Source organism: Priestia sp. YIM B13489 (assembly GCF_042787645.1).
Classification (GTDB): domain Bacteria; phylum Bacillota; class Bacilli; order Bacillales; family Bacillaceae_H; genus Priestia; species Priestia megaterium.
Map to the genome: position 1 here is coordinate 3,343,663 of NZ_JBHZOQ010000053.1, position 17,425 is coordinate 3,361,087.

The window sequence follows — 17,425 nt, forward strand, 5'->3', positions numbered from 1 at the left end:
TCAACTTAAAGTTGGCTCACGCTCTTCTTTTTGTGCTTTCTTTTGTTTTATTTTGGCTCGAATGAGGCTATAGAGAAAAAGAAAAGGAATGTAGCCATAAATAAAGTAAAAGCCCGTCATGGATAATCGTGTATTAAGCTGATCAATGGTTTCCCGATCATCAAAGAAAATAGAAAAACCAAGAAGGGCAATAAGAACTAATATAAGAAAAATCGTAGGCGGCTTATTAAATGTTTTACTAAATCCACGAATTGTACACCATACGCTGACAGCAATAGTAGGAAGAACAACTAAAAGCCACAGAGAAATTAAAATATATTCAAAACGCTGTAAAAATGGGATTTCAATAATTTTAGCCATCGTTAAAGTTGGCCAGATGGTATGGCCTAACTGTCCTTGGCTAAAGTAAGCAAATGACACTAATGCTGTGCAAAAATATAAAAAAGTGCTGAACAAAACGCCATATTGCCCCCACTTTTGGCTAGTAGCGCCATTTTTTATAAATGGATAGAAAAAAAGCACGGATTCAAATCCTAAATTCTCAAAGGTCATCAGTTTAGTTGAAATTAAAAATTCCCATATCGTATGGTCAAACAAAGGAAATAAGTTGTTAAGGTGCCCATATTTTAATGTATAAACCAAGGCAAACACGAGCGGCAAAGGAAGCATTACCCCAAAAAAGGCAATTCCAGTAATCACACGAAACCCACCGGAAACTGTGTAGTAAATAATAGGCAGGTATACAAGTGATACGATCCATGTTTCCAGCTGTGGAAACATCCATATTTGTAAAATCTCTACGTACGTTCGGTAAATCGTTAATGCAAAGATAAAATAATAAATCGAAGCGGCAAGGGTTAAAGCCCCTCCAAGGTATTTTCCAAAATATAGCCGGTGAATATCAATAATATCGCTGTTTTCACGGGTTAAGATATTAAAAATCATCGCTAATAAAACACAGACGCTGATCGCAGCAAGGAAGATAGATATCCACGCTTCATATCCAGCACCTTTAATAATATAACGCTGAAATCCTAGTATTCCAACGCCAATCTGAGTAGAGTGAACTAAGAAAAAAAGAAAAGAAGGGGAAACTTGATTTTCTTCTTTAATTGTATTGTGCATCTTTTCTTCCTCCTAGTTGCTAATACCGGTTTGAATAAGATGAACATGAGCTTTTACTTCAATATTCATATCCGGATATTGCGCTTTGAATTCTTCACTGTTAAACCCTCGTGTTTTACTTCGCACATAATCTGTAAAACAAATGGGGTCGATTTTGTGTTGCTGAAGCTTTTTAATAAAAGTATTTCCATCTTTTTCAATGTCTTTTTGAAGCGTTCTTTCAACCATTTTAATATGATCGGGGTCTGTTAAATCTATCCATCCGGGAAACTCTTTTACAAGGCCGTCGACAGTTAAGTGCGCAATAATACTTGGATGCTGATGATTTCCTTTAATTTCATACTTTGTTTTAGTGCGCAAGTTTTGCAGTATAATTTCGCCTTTACGGTCACTTTTTTTAATTTTTACTGAGTAGCGGCCGTGCTTTGTTCCGCTTGTTAGCAGCTTAAATAAAAACGTTTCTTTCATTCCGATGGTTGTAACGACTTTTTGCTGCTTGAAAAGCGCCAGTCCTTTTAATTTAATAGCATCTTTTTCTTGGGCTAAAACAGGAAGATACGGGTCACGGTCGTCGCTAAAAAAACTGAATAAAAAAATTTGTAAATTGGTGTTAGGCAAATTTTCTGTGCGGATATTTTGTTCGATTAAATTCGAAATAAACTGATAGTCTTTAATTTTCTTTTTTGTAACGGAGCTCAATAATTCGTGTGCGTTGCCATCTACAATGCTTAATTTAATATTACGTCCAAGGTCTGGATTTCTAGCAATTGTATTTACTAATTCATCTACTCCATGTGTTGCAAATTTTTTTCCAATAACGATGCTCCTCAGCTGCCCGAAAGCAACGGGAAGAGATGATTTATTGTTTAAACGAAGTGGAATATCAAATGATGAATTAGCAGTAGCCGCAATAATACTTGGTTCTTCCGTTGGTCCATATTTATAGATAGGATATAAAATGGTTCCTCTGACTTTATTGCTTTGAGGAATATAATCATATCCTATGGAGTTGACTACTTGAATTTCGTCAATCGTTTCACGGTCTGCACAGCTCGTTAAAAAAGTAAGGCAAGTGCATAAAATAAGTATTCTCTTCATGACGTTTCCCCGCTTTACTCATTATCTAAATTACTTTTTCTTTTACCTTTATTCGCTTTATTGGGGTTATAGCGGAATCGCTCTAAAGGACGCAAGTAGCTTGGCCGCTTGGCTGTATGACTATAGGGCAATCGCAGAAAGGTATCCCTATACTCTGTGGGCCGAAACGGAAAAAGCGGAACAAGATAAGGCATGCCCAAAGATTTTAAACGAAGCAAATGAACCAGCAAGAAACAAAAACCAAAGGTGATGCCGACTAAACCAAACGCAGTGGCAAACAAAATAAACGGAAAACGTAGCAGCCGGATCGTGTTAGACATTTTAAAAATAGGCGTCGTAAAAGAAGCTAAAGCTGTCAGTGAAACAATAATAAGCAAAATATTGCTTGTTAACGCAGCTTCTACTGTTGCTTGCCCAATAACAATCCCGCCTACGATTCCCAGTGTTTGACCTACTTTTGTTGGAAGTCTGGCTCCGGCCTCACGAAGCAGTTCAATGGTAATTTCTAAAAAAAGTACTTCGATGACCGGTGGAAAAGGAACGTTTGTCCTTGAAAAGATAATAGGCCCCAGCAGATCTTTTGGAAGCATTTCATAATGATACGTAACAATCGCTACATAAAGAGGCGTAGCAAAAATAGAGAAAAAGACGCCAAAAATACGAATAACTCGGAAAAATGATCCTAGAACCCACGGTAAATAGTAGTCTTCAGGTGAAATAAAAAAGTCAAGCAGCGTTGACGGACCTGTAACTGCGTAGGGTGAACCGCTCGAAAAGAAGGCAGCTTGCCCGTTTAACAGACTAAACAGGACTCGGTCGATTCGCTCTGTTGTTAAAAAGAGTGGAAACGCCGTAGACGAATTATCTGAGATCATCTGATCAAGCATCGTACTATCAAAAATGACGTCGAAATCTATATCTTCCAGGCGCTGCGTCATAGTGTCTACGTGCTGAGGGTTCGTTACGCCTTCTAAATAAACAAGAACGACGCGCGTTTTGGATTTATTTCCTACGGTGAGTTCTTTAAAAATAAGATTTTCGGAAATGACCGTTTTTCTCATTAAGTAGAGGTTGACATCTAAATCCTCTACAAAACCAATTTTAGGACCAACGACGCTGAACTCATTTTCCGTTTCATTTTCTTTTCGAAACCCTGTATCAAAGCTTTGAACTTTAATAAGAGCTACTAGCTTATCGTCTTTATGAAATTGAAACATCACATAGCCGCGCAGCAGCTTTTCTAAAATTTCTTTTGTATCTTTTGTAACGGAAATATCTTCAATCGGCAGAACATTTTCGACTTCATATACACTGCTTAACGTGAAGTCTAATTTTTGAAAAGGCTCAAGTATTTTATCTTCAACACTTTGCATGTTTACGAGCTGCTTAAAATAAGTAATAATGTATTTTCTATGCTGCGAACCAATGGCTAATGTTGTGAAATCACTTGATTTTTTTAATTGTTTAATCAGTTCATCCAATGTTTTTTTGGGCTGATCCTCTGCATTCTTTTTTTTAAATAAATGTTTAAACATAACCGTGCCCCTCGCATGACTTTCTATTACTGGTAGTTTGTTCATGTACTTCCTTTTTATTCGACTATTTTTTCTCACGAAGAAAGGAAGGATATAAAGACAAACTTTACACTCTTTTACAGTGGATAAACAGTGGGTTTACGTTTGAATGGTAACTTTAGACATGTCGAAGACAATTAAATAAAGGAGCGGGTACATTTATATGAAGAAAAAATTAGCAGGTATTACACTGGCAGGAGCAGTAGCATTGGCATCGTTTGGTGTAGGAAACTCACTTATTCAAACGGAAGCAAAAGTGGAGCACAAGTCAGCTAAGAAACCTCAAAATGTCATTATGATGGTAATGGACGGGACGAGTTCAAATGCTACTACACTCGCAAGATGGTACAAGGGAAAACCGTTACATATGGATCAGCTGATGGCCGGCGGAGTACGTGCGTATTCGGCAGAATCTGCTATTACAGATTCCGCTCCGGCAGCTACTGCTTTAGCAACAGGAAATAAATCAAATTCAGGTTATGTAGGTGTGCTTCCTTCAGTAGTGAATACACCCGGGGTTAAATCCGTAGAAAAAGAAGATCAATTTCGTCCCGTAGCAAACGTTCTAGAAGGAGCAAAGCTTTCAGGGCGCGCGACAGGAATTGTGGCTACCTCTGAAATCCAGCACGCCACACCAGCTGGTTTTTCAGCCCACAACTATAGCCGTGATGATTTTCAAACGCTAGCAGAGCAGCAAGTGTATCAAAACATCGATGTAGTGCTTGGAGGAGGTAAGCAATCTCTTCTTCCAGGAAAAGAAGAAAAAAGCCGGAAAGACGGTGAAAACTTAGTCAATGTATTGAATAAAAGAGGATATGACTTTGTAGAAAATAAAAAGGAATTAGAGCAGTCACACGCCAAAAAAATCTGGGGGAGCTTCGCCGACCGAGACTTAGCATATGATATGGACCGACCGCAGACAAAAGCAGAACAGCCAAAGTTGTCCCAGATGACAAATAAAGCAATAACAACACTATCCAAAGATAAAGACGGTTTTTTCTTATTTGTTGAAGGAAGCAAAACGGATTGGGCAGCTCATGCGAATGATCCAGTAGGAATGATTAGCGATGTACTAGCGTTTGATGAAGCAGTGGGCAAAGCAGTAGAGTTCGCTAAAAAAGATGGAAATACGATGGTTATTGCGATTGCCGATCACGGAAACAGCGGTCTTTCAATCGGTAATGCAAATACAACAAAAGGATACGATACCACACCTGTTTCTGCTTATATTGATCCATTAAAAAAAGCAAAAATGACGTTAGAAGGTGCTACGTCTAAATTAAAAGAAGATTTATCAAATAAAGAAGAAGTAGCTGCTTTGTATGGTTTATCAAATCTAACTTCAGAGGAAAAAGCGCAGCTGACTAAAGCAAGAGATAAAAAAGAAATCAGTGCTACACTATCGAAGTTATTAGCCAACCGAGCAAACCTTGGATTCACAACAGGCGGTCATACGGGTGAGGATGTATTTCTGTATTCATACGGCGTAAATCGACCAACGGGGCACTTTGATAATACGGATATTGCCAAACATATGGCTAAATCAATGAATATTAACTTAAACCAGTTAACAAATGAATTATTTATTGAAGCAAATAAAGCTTTTAAAGGCTCAAAGGTAGCGGTTGACTCAAAAGACAAAAACAACCCTGTACTGGTTGTTACAAACAATAAGCGAACGGTGCGTTTTCCAGTAAATAAAAATATTGCTATTGTAAATGGAAGAGAAATTCAAATGGACAGCGTAGTGATACAGGATAAAAAGAATCGCTTCTTTGTATCAAAACAAGCACAGCAAATTGTAAAAAATGAAAAATAAGAAATGAATGCAAAACAGGCCGGGTTATAACTTTAGGCCTGTTTTTTTACAAATAATAGATGGTTAATTAAGTTATGTAGCCTTTATAGAGGAATGAAGCTATTTATTTTACAAATAAATAGCCTTGAACACTTAAAGAAATGGAAAGTCTTCACGTTTAACTATATGTGATTTATACTATGAAATGGTATAATAATCATAGTTTTAAAAGGAACTAGTTCGGAATACATATGTAAGTTCATACCTTTGTATGCTAGAATTTTTATAATAAAATGAATAAAAAATACATAAATTCTTTTGGATTAAATCATAAAATCAGGGTTGTTAAGGACAATATGTAAGTAATTACCTTTAATGAAAAGTAAAAAAATTAACAAAAGTACGGGTGAAAGAGCGTAGAACATGTTTTAATAGTAAGAGAAAACAAAATGATTGAAAAGAGCGTGTCGCCTTTATCGAAAATGTTAAATAAAGATTTTGACATGCTGATTTACAGATTATAAAAAGGGTATTAAATCATTGTTAGGAAAATAAATGATAATAGATAAACGGTTTTTATGTCTTCTTCTAGAAAACCTACAATTATTGCAATATTCCCCATGAACAATCGTTGTGTGTTCATTAACGATTAGCGTCCGTGTAGATCATTCATCTCAACATAAAAACACTATAACGATGTGTAGACATGCATAAAACAGAATGGGCAATAGTTCGTACTATACTTTAACATTGTATCCTAGGGGGAGTCAGGATGAACAAAATTAACTTAATTATTGCCGATGATAACGAAGATTCGGTTGAAATTTTAGATTATTTTATAGAACAGCTTCCGGAATTTGAAGTGATTAGCATCTGCAAAGACGGAGAGCAGCTTGTACAGGAAGTGATGGCTAAGAGTCCAGACCTTTTGCTCGTAGACATTAATATGCCTACGATTAACGGTGTAGATGCCATAAAAAAGTGCCTGCGCATTAAGCCGAATTTAAACTTCATTTTTATCACCGGTTACGATGAATTTGCTGTGAAGGCATTTGAGCTGTCAGCACTGGATTATATTGTAAAACCGATTGAAAAAACCAGGCTTTATATGGCGTTAGAGCGGGCAAAAAACTCCATTGGAATTGATAAAAATCAGTCAAAAAAGCCAGGTCAGCAATTAAAAAGACTGCCTGTAAAATTTAATGGATCTACTTATTACATTCCAATTGATCAAATTATTTTTATTGAAAAATCCGGAAAAAAATGTTTGATCTATACTCAATCACGTATCTATGAGACATATGAAAATATTAGTGATATCTATATGTATTTGAACCCTTCTGTATTTAGTCAAACACACCGGTCTTATATCGTGAATTTACAGAAAGTTTCGCACATCACACCAAAAAACGAAACATATCTTGTTTATTTCTTAGAAATTGATGAATATGCTCATATCTCAAAATTAAAAATCCAAGACGTTCAAAAACAGCTGCATCAGTTAATGACCAATTAAGAGATGCTGCTGCTTCTAAAATAGCTATGTTGATGAAAGGACGAAGCTTATGCAAGTTTCGTCTATTTCATGTGTCTGCTTTCGGAGCAAATGATCGTAATATAGTTCTTATAAGAAGAGTTAGATAGAAGAAGTAACGTTAAATTGAAAGGAAAGCAAATGATTTCAATTACTGGTCACTATAATGAATTTACCGTATTTCTTGCTGTCATTGTAGGGATTCTTGCCTCTTATACAGCACTTGATATTATGAGCAAAATGATAAAAAAACAGCGGAACAATTATTTGTGGCTTACGCTGTCAGCAATTTCAATGGGGCTTGGAGTGGGAGCGATGCATTATATTGCTATGCTTGCTTATTATGTTCCTGTTAGCTTTCATTTTGATGCTGTACTTTCTGTCCTTGCTTTAATAATAGCGATTAGCGGATCATTAGTTGCGTTTTGGACCTTCTGGAAATGGCGCACGTCGGTATGGTCAGGGCTTATTTTAGGAAGCAGTATTCTGGGTACGCATTACATTGCTATGGCAGCAATCGAAACAGAAGCACGCATTCATTATGCCCTGCTATCTGTTTTGCTTTCCATCATCATCGCCCTGGTCGTTGCATTTTATGCGATGCACTTGTTTTTTCGCTCGAAAAGCGTGAAAGCTAATCCCTTTCTTAAACTTGTTAGCTCTATTTTACTGGGCATTGGAATTTCAGTTATGCATTTCATCAGTATGTATGGAATGAAGCTGCATATTGCACACTCAGTTGCTAGAAAATGGGGGCAGTGGCTGCCTTATCAAGCGCCATTTTCCAATATTATTGCAAGTATTACAATTACGCTACTCATTGTCTTCCTGCTCGTTGCTGCTTTTAAGCGTCAGGAAGAAGTGAGGGAGAGTCAATTAAAAGAAGAGTATTATCAATCTCTTTTTAACTACAATCCCAATATTGTGTGTGCGGTTGATTTGTACGGCAATATTCAAACGATTAATCCAAAAGGAATCGAGCTAACGGGATACACGTTGCATCAAATGGAGAAAATTCCGTTTCCTTATATGTTTAGAGAAGCTGAACAAGCTGAAGAATATATGTGGAAATCTCTGAACGGAGACTCTGTTTATTATGAGGCAACGCTCATTCGCAAAGATAATCAGCCTGTATATGTTGAAGTAACGCAAATGCCTATTATTGTTCATGATCAAATTAAAGGCAGTTACGTCATCGCCAAAGATGTGACAGACCGAAAAAAGGCTCAACAGCAGCTGTTGGATTTACAAGAAGATTTAAAACGCACGCTTTCACAACAAGATGGCGCTATTTTTAAATTTGTGAAAAACGATAAAGGGTATATTCATACCATGTGCGAAGGAAAAATGGTTCGTGAAATGGGATATGAGGAAATAGATGTTGTTGGTAAAACACTTGAAGAATTTTTGCCTGAATCCTACGCGAAAGAAAATAAGAGATACTATGAGAAAGCATGGGCGGGAGAGAAAGTGTCTTATGAAGTACTTTTGAACGACTTTGCTTACTATACGAAGTTAATACCTCATATCTACAAAGGAGAAGTACAAGAAGTTATTGGTTCTATAGTAGATATTACTGATCTTCACGAAGCAAGAGAAAAGCTGGCTAAAAGTGAAAGCATGTATCGCTCCGTTCTCTCTACAATGTCAGAAGGTGTAGTGTTTCATGACCTTGAAGGAAATCTAATTGCTGCCAATGCCTACGCTGCTAAAATTCTAAACGTGCCTTACGACCAAATGTTATCGGTTAACCCCTTTGGTTTAGACTGGGAAATTATTCATCCTGATGGAACAGCTTTTGCACTGGAAGACATTCCATCTGTTCGATGTCTTCATACAAAAGAACCCGTACGAAACACGGTTATGGGCATTTATTTAAATGAGAAAAAGTTGACTTGGATTTCGGTGAATGCTGAACCTCTTCAAGAAAGCAAATATTATAAGGGCGTAGTTGTCACATTTTATGATATTACAAAACAGCAGGAACAAGAACAAGATTTGCTTCATTCCAATCAGCAAATGATTATAGCAAAAGAAGAAGCCGAAAAAGCAAATCAAGCCAAGTCTGAATTTTTATCAAAAGTAAGCCATGAGCTTCGTACGCCTTTAAACAGTATTTTAGGTTATGCACAGATATTGGAAGAGCAAGGGGAAAAAGATTTAACAGAAAAACAATTGAATCGTATACGAAAAATTTTAAAAGCTGGTAATCATCTTCTTTATTTGATAAATGAAACGCTTGATTTATCGAAAATTGAATCAGGTCACTTAGCGATTAATCTTGAACCGGTGTCGGTAAAAGAGGCAATTGAAGACGCGCTTAAAATTATGAAACCACTAGCAAAAAATAAGCATAGTATACTTTATACTCGCTTTCACGCATACCAAGAAGTCTTTGTTGAAGTAGATGAACTTCGGTTTCAGCAGATCTTATTAAATCTGCTTACAAACGCCATTAAATACTCGCCCGCTTATCGCGATATCACTATCTATACTGACATCACTCAGCATCACGTAACTATATCGATTGAAGATAAGGGCTTTGGAATTCCAGCTTCAGAATTAAATCGGATTTTTGAGCCTTTCTACCGTGTAAATAGACTAGAAAAAGACGGAACAGGAATTGGGTTGGCGCTTGTAAAACAGCTTGTTGTATTAATGAATGGAACGTGCGGAGTCCGAAGTGAAGAAGGCAAAGGCAGTACATTTTGGGTGCGTTTTCCCATAGTCCATCCACCTGTTCCTAAACGATTATCCGATCAAGGAGAAGCCGAGCCGTTTTTAGGTTTTTCCATGCCAATTTCAATTGTGTATATTGAGGATAACGATACAAATATCGAGCTTATGCAATCGATTCTTTCTCCATATAAAAACGTTAAGCTTTTAATTGCTAAAACAGGAGAAAATGGCATCGGGCTAATCAGGTCTATTTCACCGGATATAATCTTAATTGATATTGATCTGCCTGATATGAATGGTTTTGAGGTATGCACACAGCTTCAGCTGGAAAAAGAGTTGAAGCATATTCCGCGAGTCGCCCTGAGTGCAAGCGCGATGCAAAGCGATATCGATCAAGCTTTTTTAGTCGGTTTTAGTGAATACGTAACAAAGCCTATTCATATTGCAACGTTTTTGAATGTATTAAAACGCTTAACAAAAGCTTAACAAAAGTTTAGAGGGCTTTTAATTGACTTATTAGTGGACTCTTTGTAAAATAAAAACAACTTAATACATTTACTTCTTAAGGAGTAAAGGGGAGTAGCGTCAGGGAAACCTGAAACAAAGTCGTCATTACATGGAGTATTCCATCGGCTTTGTTGGCATAATGATTATGCTTAGCAAGACCTTTGCCATATTTGGCAAAGGTCTTTTTGTGTTTTATTCCGGTAATGAGGATAAATAAACTTATACAAAGAAACGAGAGGGGATTTTTATGGATGCATCACTTTTATTAGAGTATGGATGGGTATTGCTAGTGCTGGTTGCATTAGAAGGAATTTTGGCGGCGGATAATGCTCTTGTGATGGCCATTATGGTCAAACATTTACCGGAAGAAAAACGCAAGAAGGCATTATTTTACGGATTAGCCGGTGCCTTTATTTTTAGATTTGGTTCATTGTTCTTGATTTCATTTTTAGTCGACGTATGGCAGCTTCAAGCTATAGGAGCCATTTACTTATTGTTCATTTCCATTAATCATATTGTGAAGCGATATGTGAAAAAAGACGATCGTGAAAAAGTGAAAGAAGCAGATGAGAAAAAGGGATCAAGTTTCTGGATGACGGTTTTAAAAGTAGAAATAGCGGACATTGCTTTTGCCGTTGATTCAATTTTGGCCGCTGTGGCTCTCGCCGTTACATTGCCAACAACAAATCTTCCTCAAATTGGCGGACTAGACGGAGGACAGTTCTTGGTGATCTTCGCCGGAGGAATTATGGGATTAATTATTATGCGTTTTGCTGCAACTTGGTTCGTCAAGCTATTAAATACGCGCCCAGGCCTAGAAACGGCGGCTTTTGCTATTGTAGGCTGGGTAGGAGTTAAGTTAGCGGTTTATACCCTTGCTCATCCGGAGTTGGGTATTATTAATGAACATTTCCCTGAATCAAAAGTGTGGAAAATTACGTTTTGGATTGTGTTACTTGGCATAGCAGCTTCAGGCTGGTTTCTATCTAAAAATAAAGAACAAACTGATCTCGAAGGCTCAGAGAAAGAAAAAGAATCGTTAAAAAAAATTGAAAATCAATAACAAAAAAACGCGCTTTCAATGCTAGTTGAAGGCACGTTTTTTTTATATCAAGACAAAATACCTAGTTTGGATTGTTTAGATAAAGGGTAAAAGAACTAACTAATGTTTAATTATTTTATATCCGAATGTTTTGCTTTTTCGTTCATATTCTGTAGAGAACAGAAGCAACCGTGAGTAATTCAGTTCAATGAAGTTTATTTCAGTTTATAAACATATATTTCAAATGTATGTTAATTGGTAAAATTGAGCTATTATGGGTTATAATAAAGGGAAATTAAAAGGAGCAGAGCGCTTCTCAACCCTGTTCGTCATCAAAAGAATGGATATTAACATGGTATAAAGCAACTGAGTATAGTAAAAGAGGTGAAGCCAATGCTCACAAAAGTTCAAACGCCTCCATCGCTTGAAACGCTTGTACTGACGATTCAGCAAGGGGATAAACAATTACATAACGAAATGATTCAACAATATAAACCGTTTATTGCTAAAGTTGTTTCAGCTGTATGTAAACGTTATATAAGTGAAGCTGACGATGAATTTAGCATTGGTCTGATTGCATTTAATGAAGCCATTGAGAATTACACAATCCAAAAAGGACGATCTCTTCTTGCATTTGCGGAACTTATTATTAAAAGAAGAGTAATTGACTATATTCGAAAAGAAAAGAGAAATCAAACGCTGCTCTATAGCCGAATTGAAAATGAAGGTTTTATTCAAGGCAAGGTAGAAAGGGATATATCGCTTTCTAACTATAAAAGGCAAAGTGAAACTTCATATATTCAAGAGGAAATGACTTATTTTTGTCAGGCGCTAAAATTGTTTAAATTAACTCTTGAAGACATTATCGAGACGTCTCCTAAACATAAGGATGCAAGGGGAAATGCAGTCGAAGTTGCATCATTTATCGTCAATGAAAAAGAATTAAAAGATAAGCTGTTTTTAAAGCGGCAGCTTCCTATTCGCTTGATTGAAAAACATGTCAAAGTGAGCCGGAAAACAATTGAAAGAAACCGTAAATATATTATCGCGATGGTTATTATATTAGCGGGGGACTACGTGTATTTAAAAGACTATATTATGTAAGAAAAAGGCACACGCAGGTGCCTTTTTTTAGCCATGTTATGAAGTTATGTTTTATTTTTGTGTGCTGCCGCTTAAGTGAGCTTGAGCTTGTTGCACCAAGCGTTTTGTGATTTCTCCGCCTACTGAACCGTTGCTGCGTGCAGCAGTGTCAGAACCTAGAGTTACCCCAAATTCTTGAGCGATTTCATATTTATATTGATCTAAAAATTGTTCTACACCTGGTGTTAATAGTTTATTTGTTCTAGCCATGATTAGTCATCTCCTTTTTTAGTGGTACAGCAGTTCACTGCTGTACCTGTATTATTTGTTGTTTCCTATTTTGCATACTGGTAATGGTTTGCAAGAAAGTATAAAAAAGCCCAGCTTTCAAAGAAGCTGGGCTTTTTTATATATTATTTTACAACTGCATATTGCTCAAGAGACTGAGCAAATGACTTTTGAAGAGATTTTACTTGTTCTACGTATGCATCAGATACGTGTTGGAATTCTTGGCGCGTTTTCTTTTGCTCTTCTACTAATTGTGTTACTACTTGATGATATTGTTCTTGAGCTTGCTTTACTAAAGAATAGCTTGATTTGCTTTGGTTAAGAGAAAGCTCTTGTAATTTATTTAATGCTTCATGCGTGCGGTTTGTCCATTCTTCATAAGAATCGGCAACAGCGTTTCCAGCTGTTTTACGTAAGTTTTCAACTGTTTTTTGTTGAAGATCTTCTAATTCAGCTTTCCATTGTTTGTCTGTTGCTTGAAGTTGTTCAACTGCTTTTGTTACAAATTCTTGCTGTTGCTCAAGTGCTTTTAACGTCCATTGCTCAATTTGTTTGTTTCCGTCTGCAATGTTTTGTAACCCCTTTGTCCATTGTTCCCACATTGCATCAATTACTGTATCATACTTTACTGTTGACATAATCAAATTCCTCCTTGAATAATTTGGTCTGGCGAACAGTTATCGTAATGAACAAAACGTTAAAGAAGAAATTCGTAGTTGTGTGATAAACCTAACATTCCGCGCTCGCTGGTTGACCGTGAAATTTAACATTATATTAGGAAACGCAGATGTACTGCGTGAATCCCTTTAATCGTTTTCTTCCTCTTTTGATTCTTTTGACTTTTTAGAAGAAGAAGAGCTAAAAGGGAACAACATGTCGGTATACATGTGAAAAAATGAATCTAACATGTTTTGATACTGTTCAAGTGAATTAGCCCACATGCTTAAATATTGTTCGCCGGCATCTGTTAATGAATAAATCCGGCGTGCAGGTCCTTCAGCTGACGTATCCCATTGCGATGTAATCAAGTTGTCTTTTTCAAGCTGTCTCAGCGTGCGGTAGACATTTCCCTGATCAACTGATGTGAATCCAAAGCTCATTAGTTGCTGAATGAGCTTGTAACCATGTAGATTCCAACCTCTTAAACTTAAAAGAAGAAAAGGAACCATCAAGTTTTTTGGTGCACCGCTAATCGATTTTTCTAAGTTGTTTGAATTAGAGGTGTTATCTTTTTCACTTGATCCCAAGGTAATCACCCCTTCGAAAAAAGAGAATTTGTTTTCCATATGTGTAATTTACACCTAGATGAAAAAATTGTCAACACTTTAAAACAGGTCTTTCAAATACAGGAAAAAAGAACGATTTTTTGGATTTCGACAAAAAGCGTCAAAAAAATTCAAAAATAAACAAAGATTTAGAATTGTTTATTTTGGAAAACGTATTTATAATAGTACATGTAGGTAATTTTTATAACATTTATAATTTGTTGGTAAGTGAATTGTGAAAAGATTTACATTATCCAATAAATAAACGCAAAATTGGTTGCGTTTACTTAGAGCTTCTAATATGTCGCTTGTCACATTAAGTGTCTATATTGAAAGCCATCACTTTTAACGTACACAAGAAAGGAGATGGAGTTTTGGAACAGCAAAAAGTATTTGATCCGTTTCAAGCATGGAAAGATGTATATGACAAAACCGAATCTTACTGGGGTAAAGTTATTGGGGACAATATGAATCGTGAAGAATTTTCCCAGCTCATGGGAAATGTGCTAAATATGAACCTTCAATATCAACAAGCAGTAAATGAAGTAACGGGGCGCTATCTGCACCAAGTAAATGTACCAACAAAAGAAGATGTAGCAAACGTTGCGTCATTAGTCATCAATGTGGAAGAAAAAGTAGAATTATTAGAAGAGCAATTTGACGATCGTTTTGATGAATTAGAAGCACAGCAAGAAAGTGCATCTGCTTTGAAAAAAGATGTAACTAAGCTGAAATCTGATGTCAAATCGTTAGACAAAAAACTCGACAAAGTTTTATCTCTTCTTGAAGGGCAGCAAAAAACACAAGACGAGTTAAAAGAAACTATTCAAAAACAAATTAAAACTCAAGGTGAGCAGCTTCAGGCTCAGCTGTTAGAAAAACAAGAAAAATTAGCTGAAAAGCCAAAGGCAGAAGCTAAATCTGAAGCAAAACCATCAAACGCTCAAAAAACTGAGCAGCCAGCTCGCAAGTAAGGTATAGGGGATTTTATAACAACATTAACTGCTGTATTTACAGTAAAAATCATAGCTGAAGAAGCAAGGGGGAAATTTTTCATGACAACATTACAAGGTAAAGTAGCAATCGTAACAGGCGGATCTAAAGGTATCGGGGCAGCAATTACACGTGAGCTTGCTTCTAATGGAGTAAAAGTAGCAGTAAACTATAACAGCAGTAAAGAATCTGCAGAAGCAATCGTAAAAGAAATTAAAGACAACGGCGGAGAAGCTATTGCGGTTCAAGCTGACGTGTCTTATGTAGATCAAGCAAAACACCTAATCGAAGAAACAAAAGCTGCGTTTGGTCAATTAGACATTCTAGTAAACAATGCTGGAATTACGCGCGACCGTTCATTCAAGAAGTTAGGTGAAGAAGATTGGAAAAAAGTAATTGATGTAAACTTACATAGCGTATACAACACAACATCAGCTGCGCTAACGCACCTTTTAGAATCTGAAGGTGGTCGTGTTATCAATATTTCATCAATTATTGGTCAAGCGGGCGGATTTGGTCAAACAAACTACTCAGCTGCTAAAGCAGGTATGCTAGGATTCACTAAATCATTAGCTCTTGAGCTAGCTAAGTCAGGCGTAACAGTTAATGCAATTTGCCCAGGATTTATTGAAACGGAAATGGTAATGGCAATGCCGGAAGAAGTTCGTGCAAAAGTTGTAGCAAAAATCCCAACTCGTCGCTTAGGCCACGCTGAAGAAATTGCACGTGGAGTTGTTTACTTAGCAAAAGACGGCGCGTACATTACAGGACAACAGTTAAACATCAACGGCGGCTTATACATGTAATAAATGCTGGCCCTGACTTTTGTCGGGGCTGTGCTTGTTAACTAACTACTAATGGAATGAAAGGGTGTGTATATTCGTGGCAATTCCTTACGTGCAAGAGTGGGAAAAATTAATCAAATCAATGCCAAGTGAATATAAAAGTTCTGCAAGACGTTTTAAGCGTGCATATGAAATTATGACAACAGAAGCGGAACCGGAAGTTGGATTAACACCAAAAGAGGTTATTTGGAAAAAGAACAAAGCGAAATTATACCGCTATACGCCAGTAAAAGATAACCTGCATAAAACACCAATCTTACTCGTATATGCATTGATCAATAAACCGTATATTTTGGATTTAACACCTGGAAACAGCCTTGTTGAATACTTATTGAACCGCGGTTTTGACGTGTATTTGCTTGACTGGGGAACTCCTGGGCTTGAAGACAGCAATATGAAGCTAGATGATTATATTGTAGATTATATTCCAAAAGCAGCGAAAAAGGTGCTGCGCACTTCTAAATCTCCTGATTTGTCTGTTCTTGGTTACTGCATGGGCGGAACTATGACATCTATTTTTGCTGCATTAAATGAAGACTTGCCGATTAAAAACTTAATTTTTATGACAAGTCCATTTGATTTTTCGGATACAGGTTTATACGGAGCATTCCTAGACGATCGCTACTTTAATTTAGATAAAGCAGTAGATACATTCGGAAACATTCCTCCAGAGATGATTGACTTTGGAAACAAGATGTTAAAGCCAATCACGAATTTCTATGGCCCATATGTAACGTTGGTGGACCGTTCGGAAAATCAGCGGTTTGTTGAAAGCTGGAAGCTAATGCAAAAGTGGGTTGCTGACGGAATCCCATTTGCTGGTGAAGCTTATCGTCAGTGGATTCGTGACTTCTATCAACAAAATAAATTAATCAATGGTGAACTTGAAGTTCGCGGACGCAAAGTAGATTTGAAAAATATTAAAGCTAATATTTTAAACATTGCTGCTAGCCGTGATCATATTGCGATGCCGCATCAAGTGGCAGCTTTAATGGACGCTGTTTCAAGTGAAGATAAAGAGTACAAATTGTTGCAAACAGGTCACGTATCTGTTGTATTTGGGCCAAAAGCAGTGAAGGAAACATATCCTTCAATCGGCGATTGGCTAGAAAAACGCTCTAAATAAAATAAAGACGCGGCTGGGACAAAAGTATTTTAGCCGAAGTGAAAAACGAACCACTGATATTAGTGGTTCGTTTTTTTTGTTATGGTAAACGTAGGTTTCAAATATATAGTTGCTTCTAGTTGTTGATTGGAGGGCAAGGCGAAGACTCCTGCGGGAAAAGCAGAACAGGTGAGACCTCGCAGGAGTGTCAGCGACGAGGAGGCTCACGGGCCGCCCGCGGAAAGCGAAGTCTTGCACGGAAATCAACAGCGGTGTCACAAGCGGTTCAGCTCATGGATCCCATTTGTTCGTCTTTAGATTGGATTCATTTAATTATGTCTCAACCTCTTTTTTTTGTAAACAGATAATATTGATTGACGGTTCTTTATGCGGGCTGCTGGAATATATGATATCTAATGACAAGTGAGGTGACTTCTTTTATACTAATGTAGTCACCTTCTTGAACATGGGATTTTTTACATGGATATT

Annotated in this window: 15 protein-coding genes and 1 riboswitch; of the genes, 9 read left to right on the forward strand and 6 right to left on the reverse strand. The window is 36.9% G+C overall.

The features are described 5' to 3' along the window. From ACFX4W_RS23015 to ACFX4W_RS23025, 3 genes are read right to left on the reverse strand one after another with little or no spacing between them, the layout of a single operon-like run. Positions 1-1,125 (reverse strand): GerAB/ArcD/ProY family transporter, encoded by a 1,125-nt coding sequence (locus ACFX4W_RS23015; protein WP_280559249.1) that lies wholly within the window; start codon positions 1,123-1,125, stop codon positions 1-3. A 12-nt stretch (positions 1,126-1,137) separates the two neighbouring features. Next, positions 1,138-2,223, reverse strand: coding sequence for a Ger(x)C family spore germination protein (locus tag ACFX4W_RS23020; RefSeq protein ID WP_043979714.1), 1,086 nt, complete (start codon positions 2,221-2,223; stop codon positions 1,138-1,140). 14 nt (positions 2,224-2,237) lie between these two features. After that, positions 2,238-3,758 carry a spore germination protein gene (locus ACFX4W_RS23025; protein ID WP_043979711.1) on the reverse strand — a complete coding sequence of 507 codons (1,521 nt, stop codon included), beginning with the start codon at positions 3,756-3,758 and terminating at the stop codon, positions 2,238-2,240. A 202-nt stretch (positions 3,759-3,960) separates the two neighbouring features. Between ACFX4W_RS23025 and ACFX4W_RS23030 the strand changes: the two genes are divergently transcribed. From ACFX4W_RS23030 to sigI, 5 genes are all read left to right on the forward strand, one after another. Then, the gene (locus ACFX4W_RS23030; protein ID WP_280559250.1) at positions 3,961-5,616 is read left to right on the forward strand and encodes an alkaline phosphatase; all 1,656 of its coding nucleotides are present in this window, start codon (positions 3,961-3,963) and stop codon (positions 5,614-5,616) included. A gap of 751 nt (positions 5,617-6,367) precedes the next feature. Next, positions 6,368-7,111, forward strand: coding sequence for a LytR/AlgR family response regulator transcription factor (locus tag ACFX4W_RS23035; protein WP_043979705.1), 744 nt, complete (start codon positions 6,368-6,370; stop codon positions 7,109-7,111). Positions 7,112-7,255: 144 nt separating this feature from the next. Further along, entirely contained in the window at positions 7,256-10,294 is a 3,039-nt protein-coding gene (locus ACFX4W_RS23040; RefSeq protein ID WP_043979702.1) for a PAS domain S-box protein, read from the forward strand. Positions 10,295-10,370: 76 nt separating this feature from the next. Continuing rightward, positions 10,371-10,466, forward strand: a riboswitch (yybP-ykoY riboswitch). 96 nt (positions 10,467-10,562) lie between these two features. After that, positions 10,563-11,378, forward strand: coding sequence for a TerC family protein (locus ACFX4W_RS23045; protein WP_043979698.1), 816 nt, complete (start codon positions 10,563-10,565; stop codon positions 11,376-11,378). A 372-nt stretch (positions 11,379-11,750) separates the two neighbouring features. After that, a complete protein-coding gene (gene sigI, locus ACFX4W_RS23050) occupies positions 11,751-12,461 on the forward strand; it encodes an RNA polymerase sigma factor SigI (RefSeq protein WP_043979696.1) in 711 nt (236 codons plus the stop codon). Positions 12,462-12,512: 51 nt separating this feature from the next. On the opposite strand, the gene ACFX4W_RS23055 is transcribed toward sigI, so the two are convergent. The 3 genes from ACFX4W_RS23055 to phaQ form a co-directional block, all read right to left on the reverse strand. Continuing rightward, positions 12,513-12,710, reverse strand: a complete 198-nt coding sequence (locus ACFX4W_RS23055; RefSeq protein ID WP_013055933.1) for an alpha/beta-type small acid-soluble spore protein — start codon at positions 12,708-12,710, stop codon at positions 12,513-12,515. 143 nt (positions 12,711-12,853) lie between these two features. Beyond that, positions 12,854-13,366 carry a polyhydroxyalkanoic acid inclusion protein PhaP gene (gene phaP / locus ACFX4W_RS23060; RefSeq protein WP_014461097.1) on the reverse strand — a complete coding sequence of 171 codons (513 nt, stop codon included), beginning with the start codon at positions 13,364-13,366 and terminating at the stop codon, positions 12,854-12,856. A 168-nt stretch (positions 13,367-13,534) separates the two neighbouring features. Then, complete coding sequence (phaQ, locus tag ACFX4W_RS23065) at positions 13,535-14,014, reverse strand: poly-beta-hydroxybutyrate-responsive repressor (RefSeq protein WP_013082201.1); 480 nt, start codon at positions 14,012-14,014, stop codon at positions 13,535-13,537. A gap of 353 nt (positions 14,015-14,367) precedes the next feature. On the opposite strand from phaQ, the gene phaR reads away from it, so the two are divergent. The 4 genes from phaR (at position 14,368) to ACFX4W_RS23085 (ending at position 17,304) form a co-directional block, all read left to right on the forward strand. Further along, a complete protein-coding gene (gene phaR / locus ACFX4W_RS23070) occupies positions 14,368-14,967 on the forward strand; it encodes a polyhydroxyalkanoic acid synthase subunit PhaR (protein WP_013055937.1) in 600 nt (199 codons plus the stop codon). A gap of 81 nt (positions 14,968-15,048) precedes the next feature. Continuing rightward, positions 15,049-15,792, forward strand: a complete 744-nt coding sequence (phbB, locus tag ACFX4W_RS23075; RefSeq protein ID WP_014461095.1) for an acetoacetyl-CoA reductase — start codon at positions 15,049-15,051, stop codon at positions 15,790-15,792. Between the two features lie 76 nt (positions 15,793-15,868). Then, positions 15,869-16,957 (forward strand): class III poly(R)-hydroxyalkanoic acid synthase subunit PhaC, encoded by a 1,089-nt coding sequence (locus tag ACFX4W_RS23080; protein ID WP_013055939.1) that lies wholly within the window; start codon positions 15,869-15,871, stop codon positions 16,955-16,957. 122 nt (positions 16,958-17,079) lie between these two features. Further along, complete coding sequence (locus ACFX4W_RS23085) at positions 17,080-17,304, forward strand: hypothetical protein (RefSeq protein WP_377560147.1); 225 nt, start codon at positions 17,080-17,082, stop codon at positions 17,302-17,304. The last annotated feature ends 121 nt before the right edge of the window (positions 17,305-17,425 follow it).

Bases quoted from the DNA above. Each gene is read 5' to 3' on its own strand.
- ACFX4W_RS23015 (WP_280559249.1), bottom strand. From the start codon at position 1,125: ATGCACAATACAATTAAAGAAGAAAATCAAGTTTCCCCTTCTTTTCTT.
- ACFX4W_RS23020 (WP_043979714.1), bottom strand. From the start codon at position 2,223: ATGAAGAGAATACTTATTTTATGCACTTGCCTTACTTTTTTAACGAGC.
- ACFX4W_RS23025 (WP_043979711.1), bottom strand. From the start codon at position 3,758: ATGTTTAAACATTTATTTAAAAAAAAGAATGCAGAGGATCAGCCCAAA.
- ACFX4W_RS23030 (WP_280559250.1), top strand. From the start codon at position 3,961: ATGAAGAAAAAATTAGCAGGTATTACACTGGCAGGAGCAGTAGCATTG.
- ACFX4W_RS23035 (WP_043979705.1), top strand. From the start codon at position 6,368: ATGAACAAAATTAACTTAATTATTGCCGATGATAACGAAGATTCGGTT.
- ACFX4W_RS23045 (WP_043979698.1), top strand. From the start codon at position 10,563: ATGGATGCATCACTTTTATTAGAGTATGGATGGGTATTGCTAGTGCTG.
- sigI (WP_043979696.1), top strand. From the start codon at position 11,751: ATGCTCACAAAAGTTCAAACGCCTCCATCGCTTGAAACGCTTGTACTG.
- ACFX4W_RS23055 (WP_013055933.1), bottom strand. From the start codon at position 12,710: ATGGCTAGAACAAATAAACTATTAACACCAGGTGTAGAACAATTTTTA.
- phaP (WP_014461097.1), bottom strand. From the start codon at position 13,366: ATGTCAACAGTAAAGTATGATACAGTAATTGATGCAATGTGGGAACAA.
- phaQ (WP_013082201.1), bottom strand. From the start codon at position 14,014: ATGGAAAACAAATTCTCTTTTTTCGAAGGGGTGATTACCTTGGGATCA.
- phbB (WP_014461095.1), top strand. From the start codon at position 15,049: ATGACAACATTACAAGGTAAAGTAGCAATCGTAACAGGCGGATCTAAA.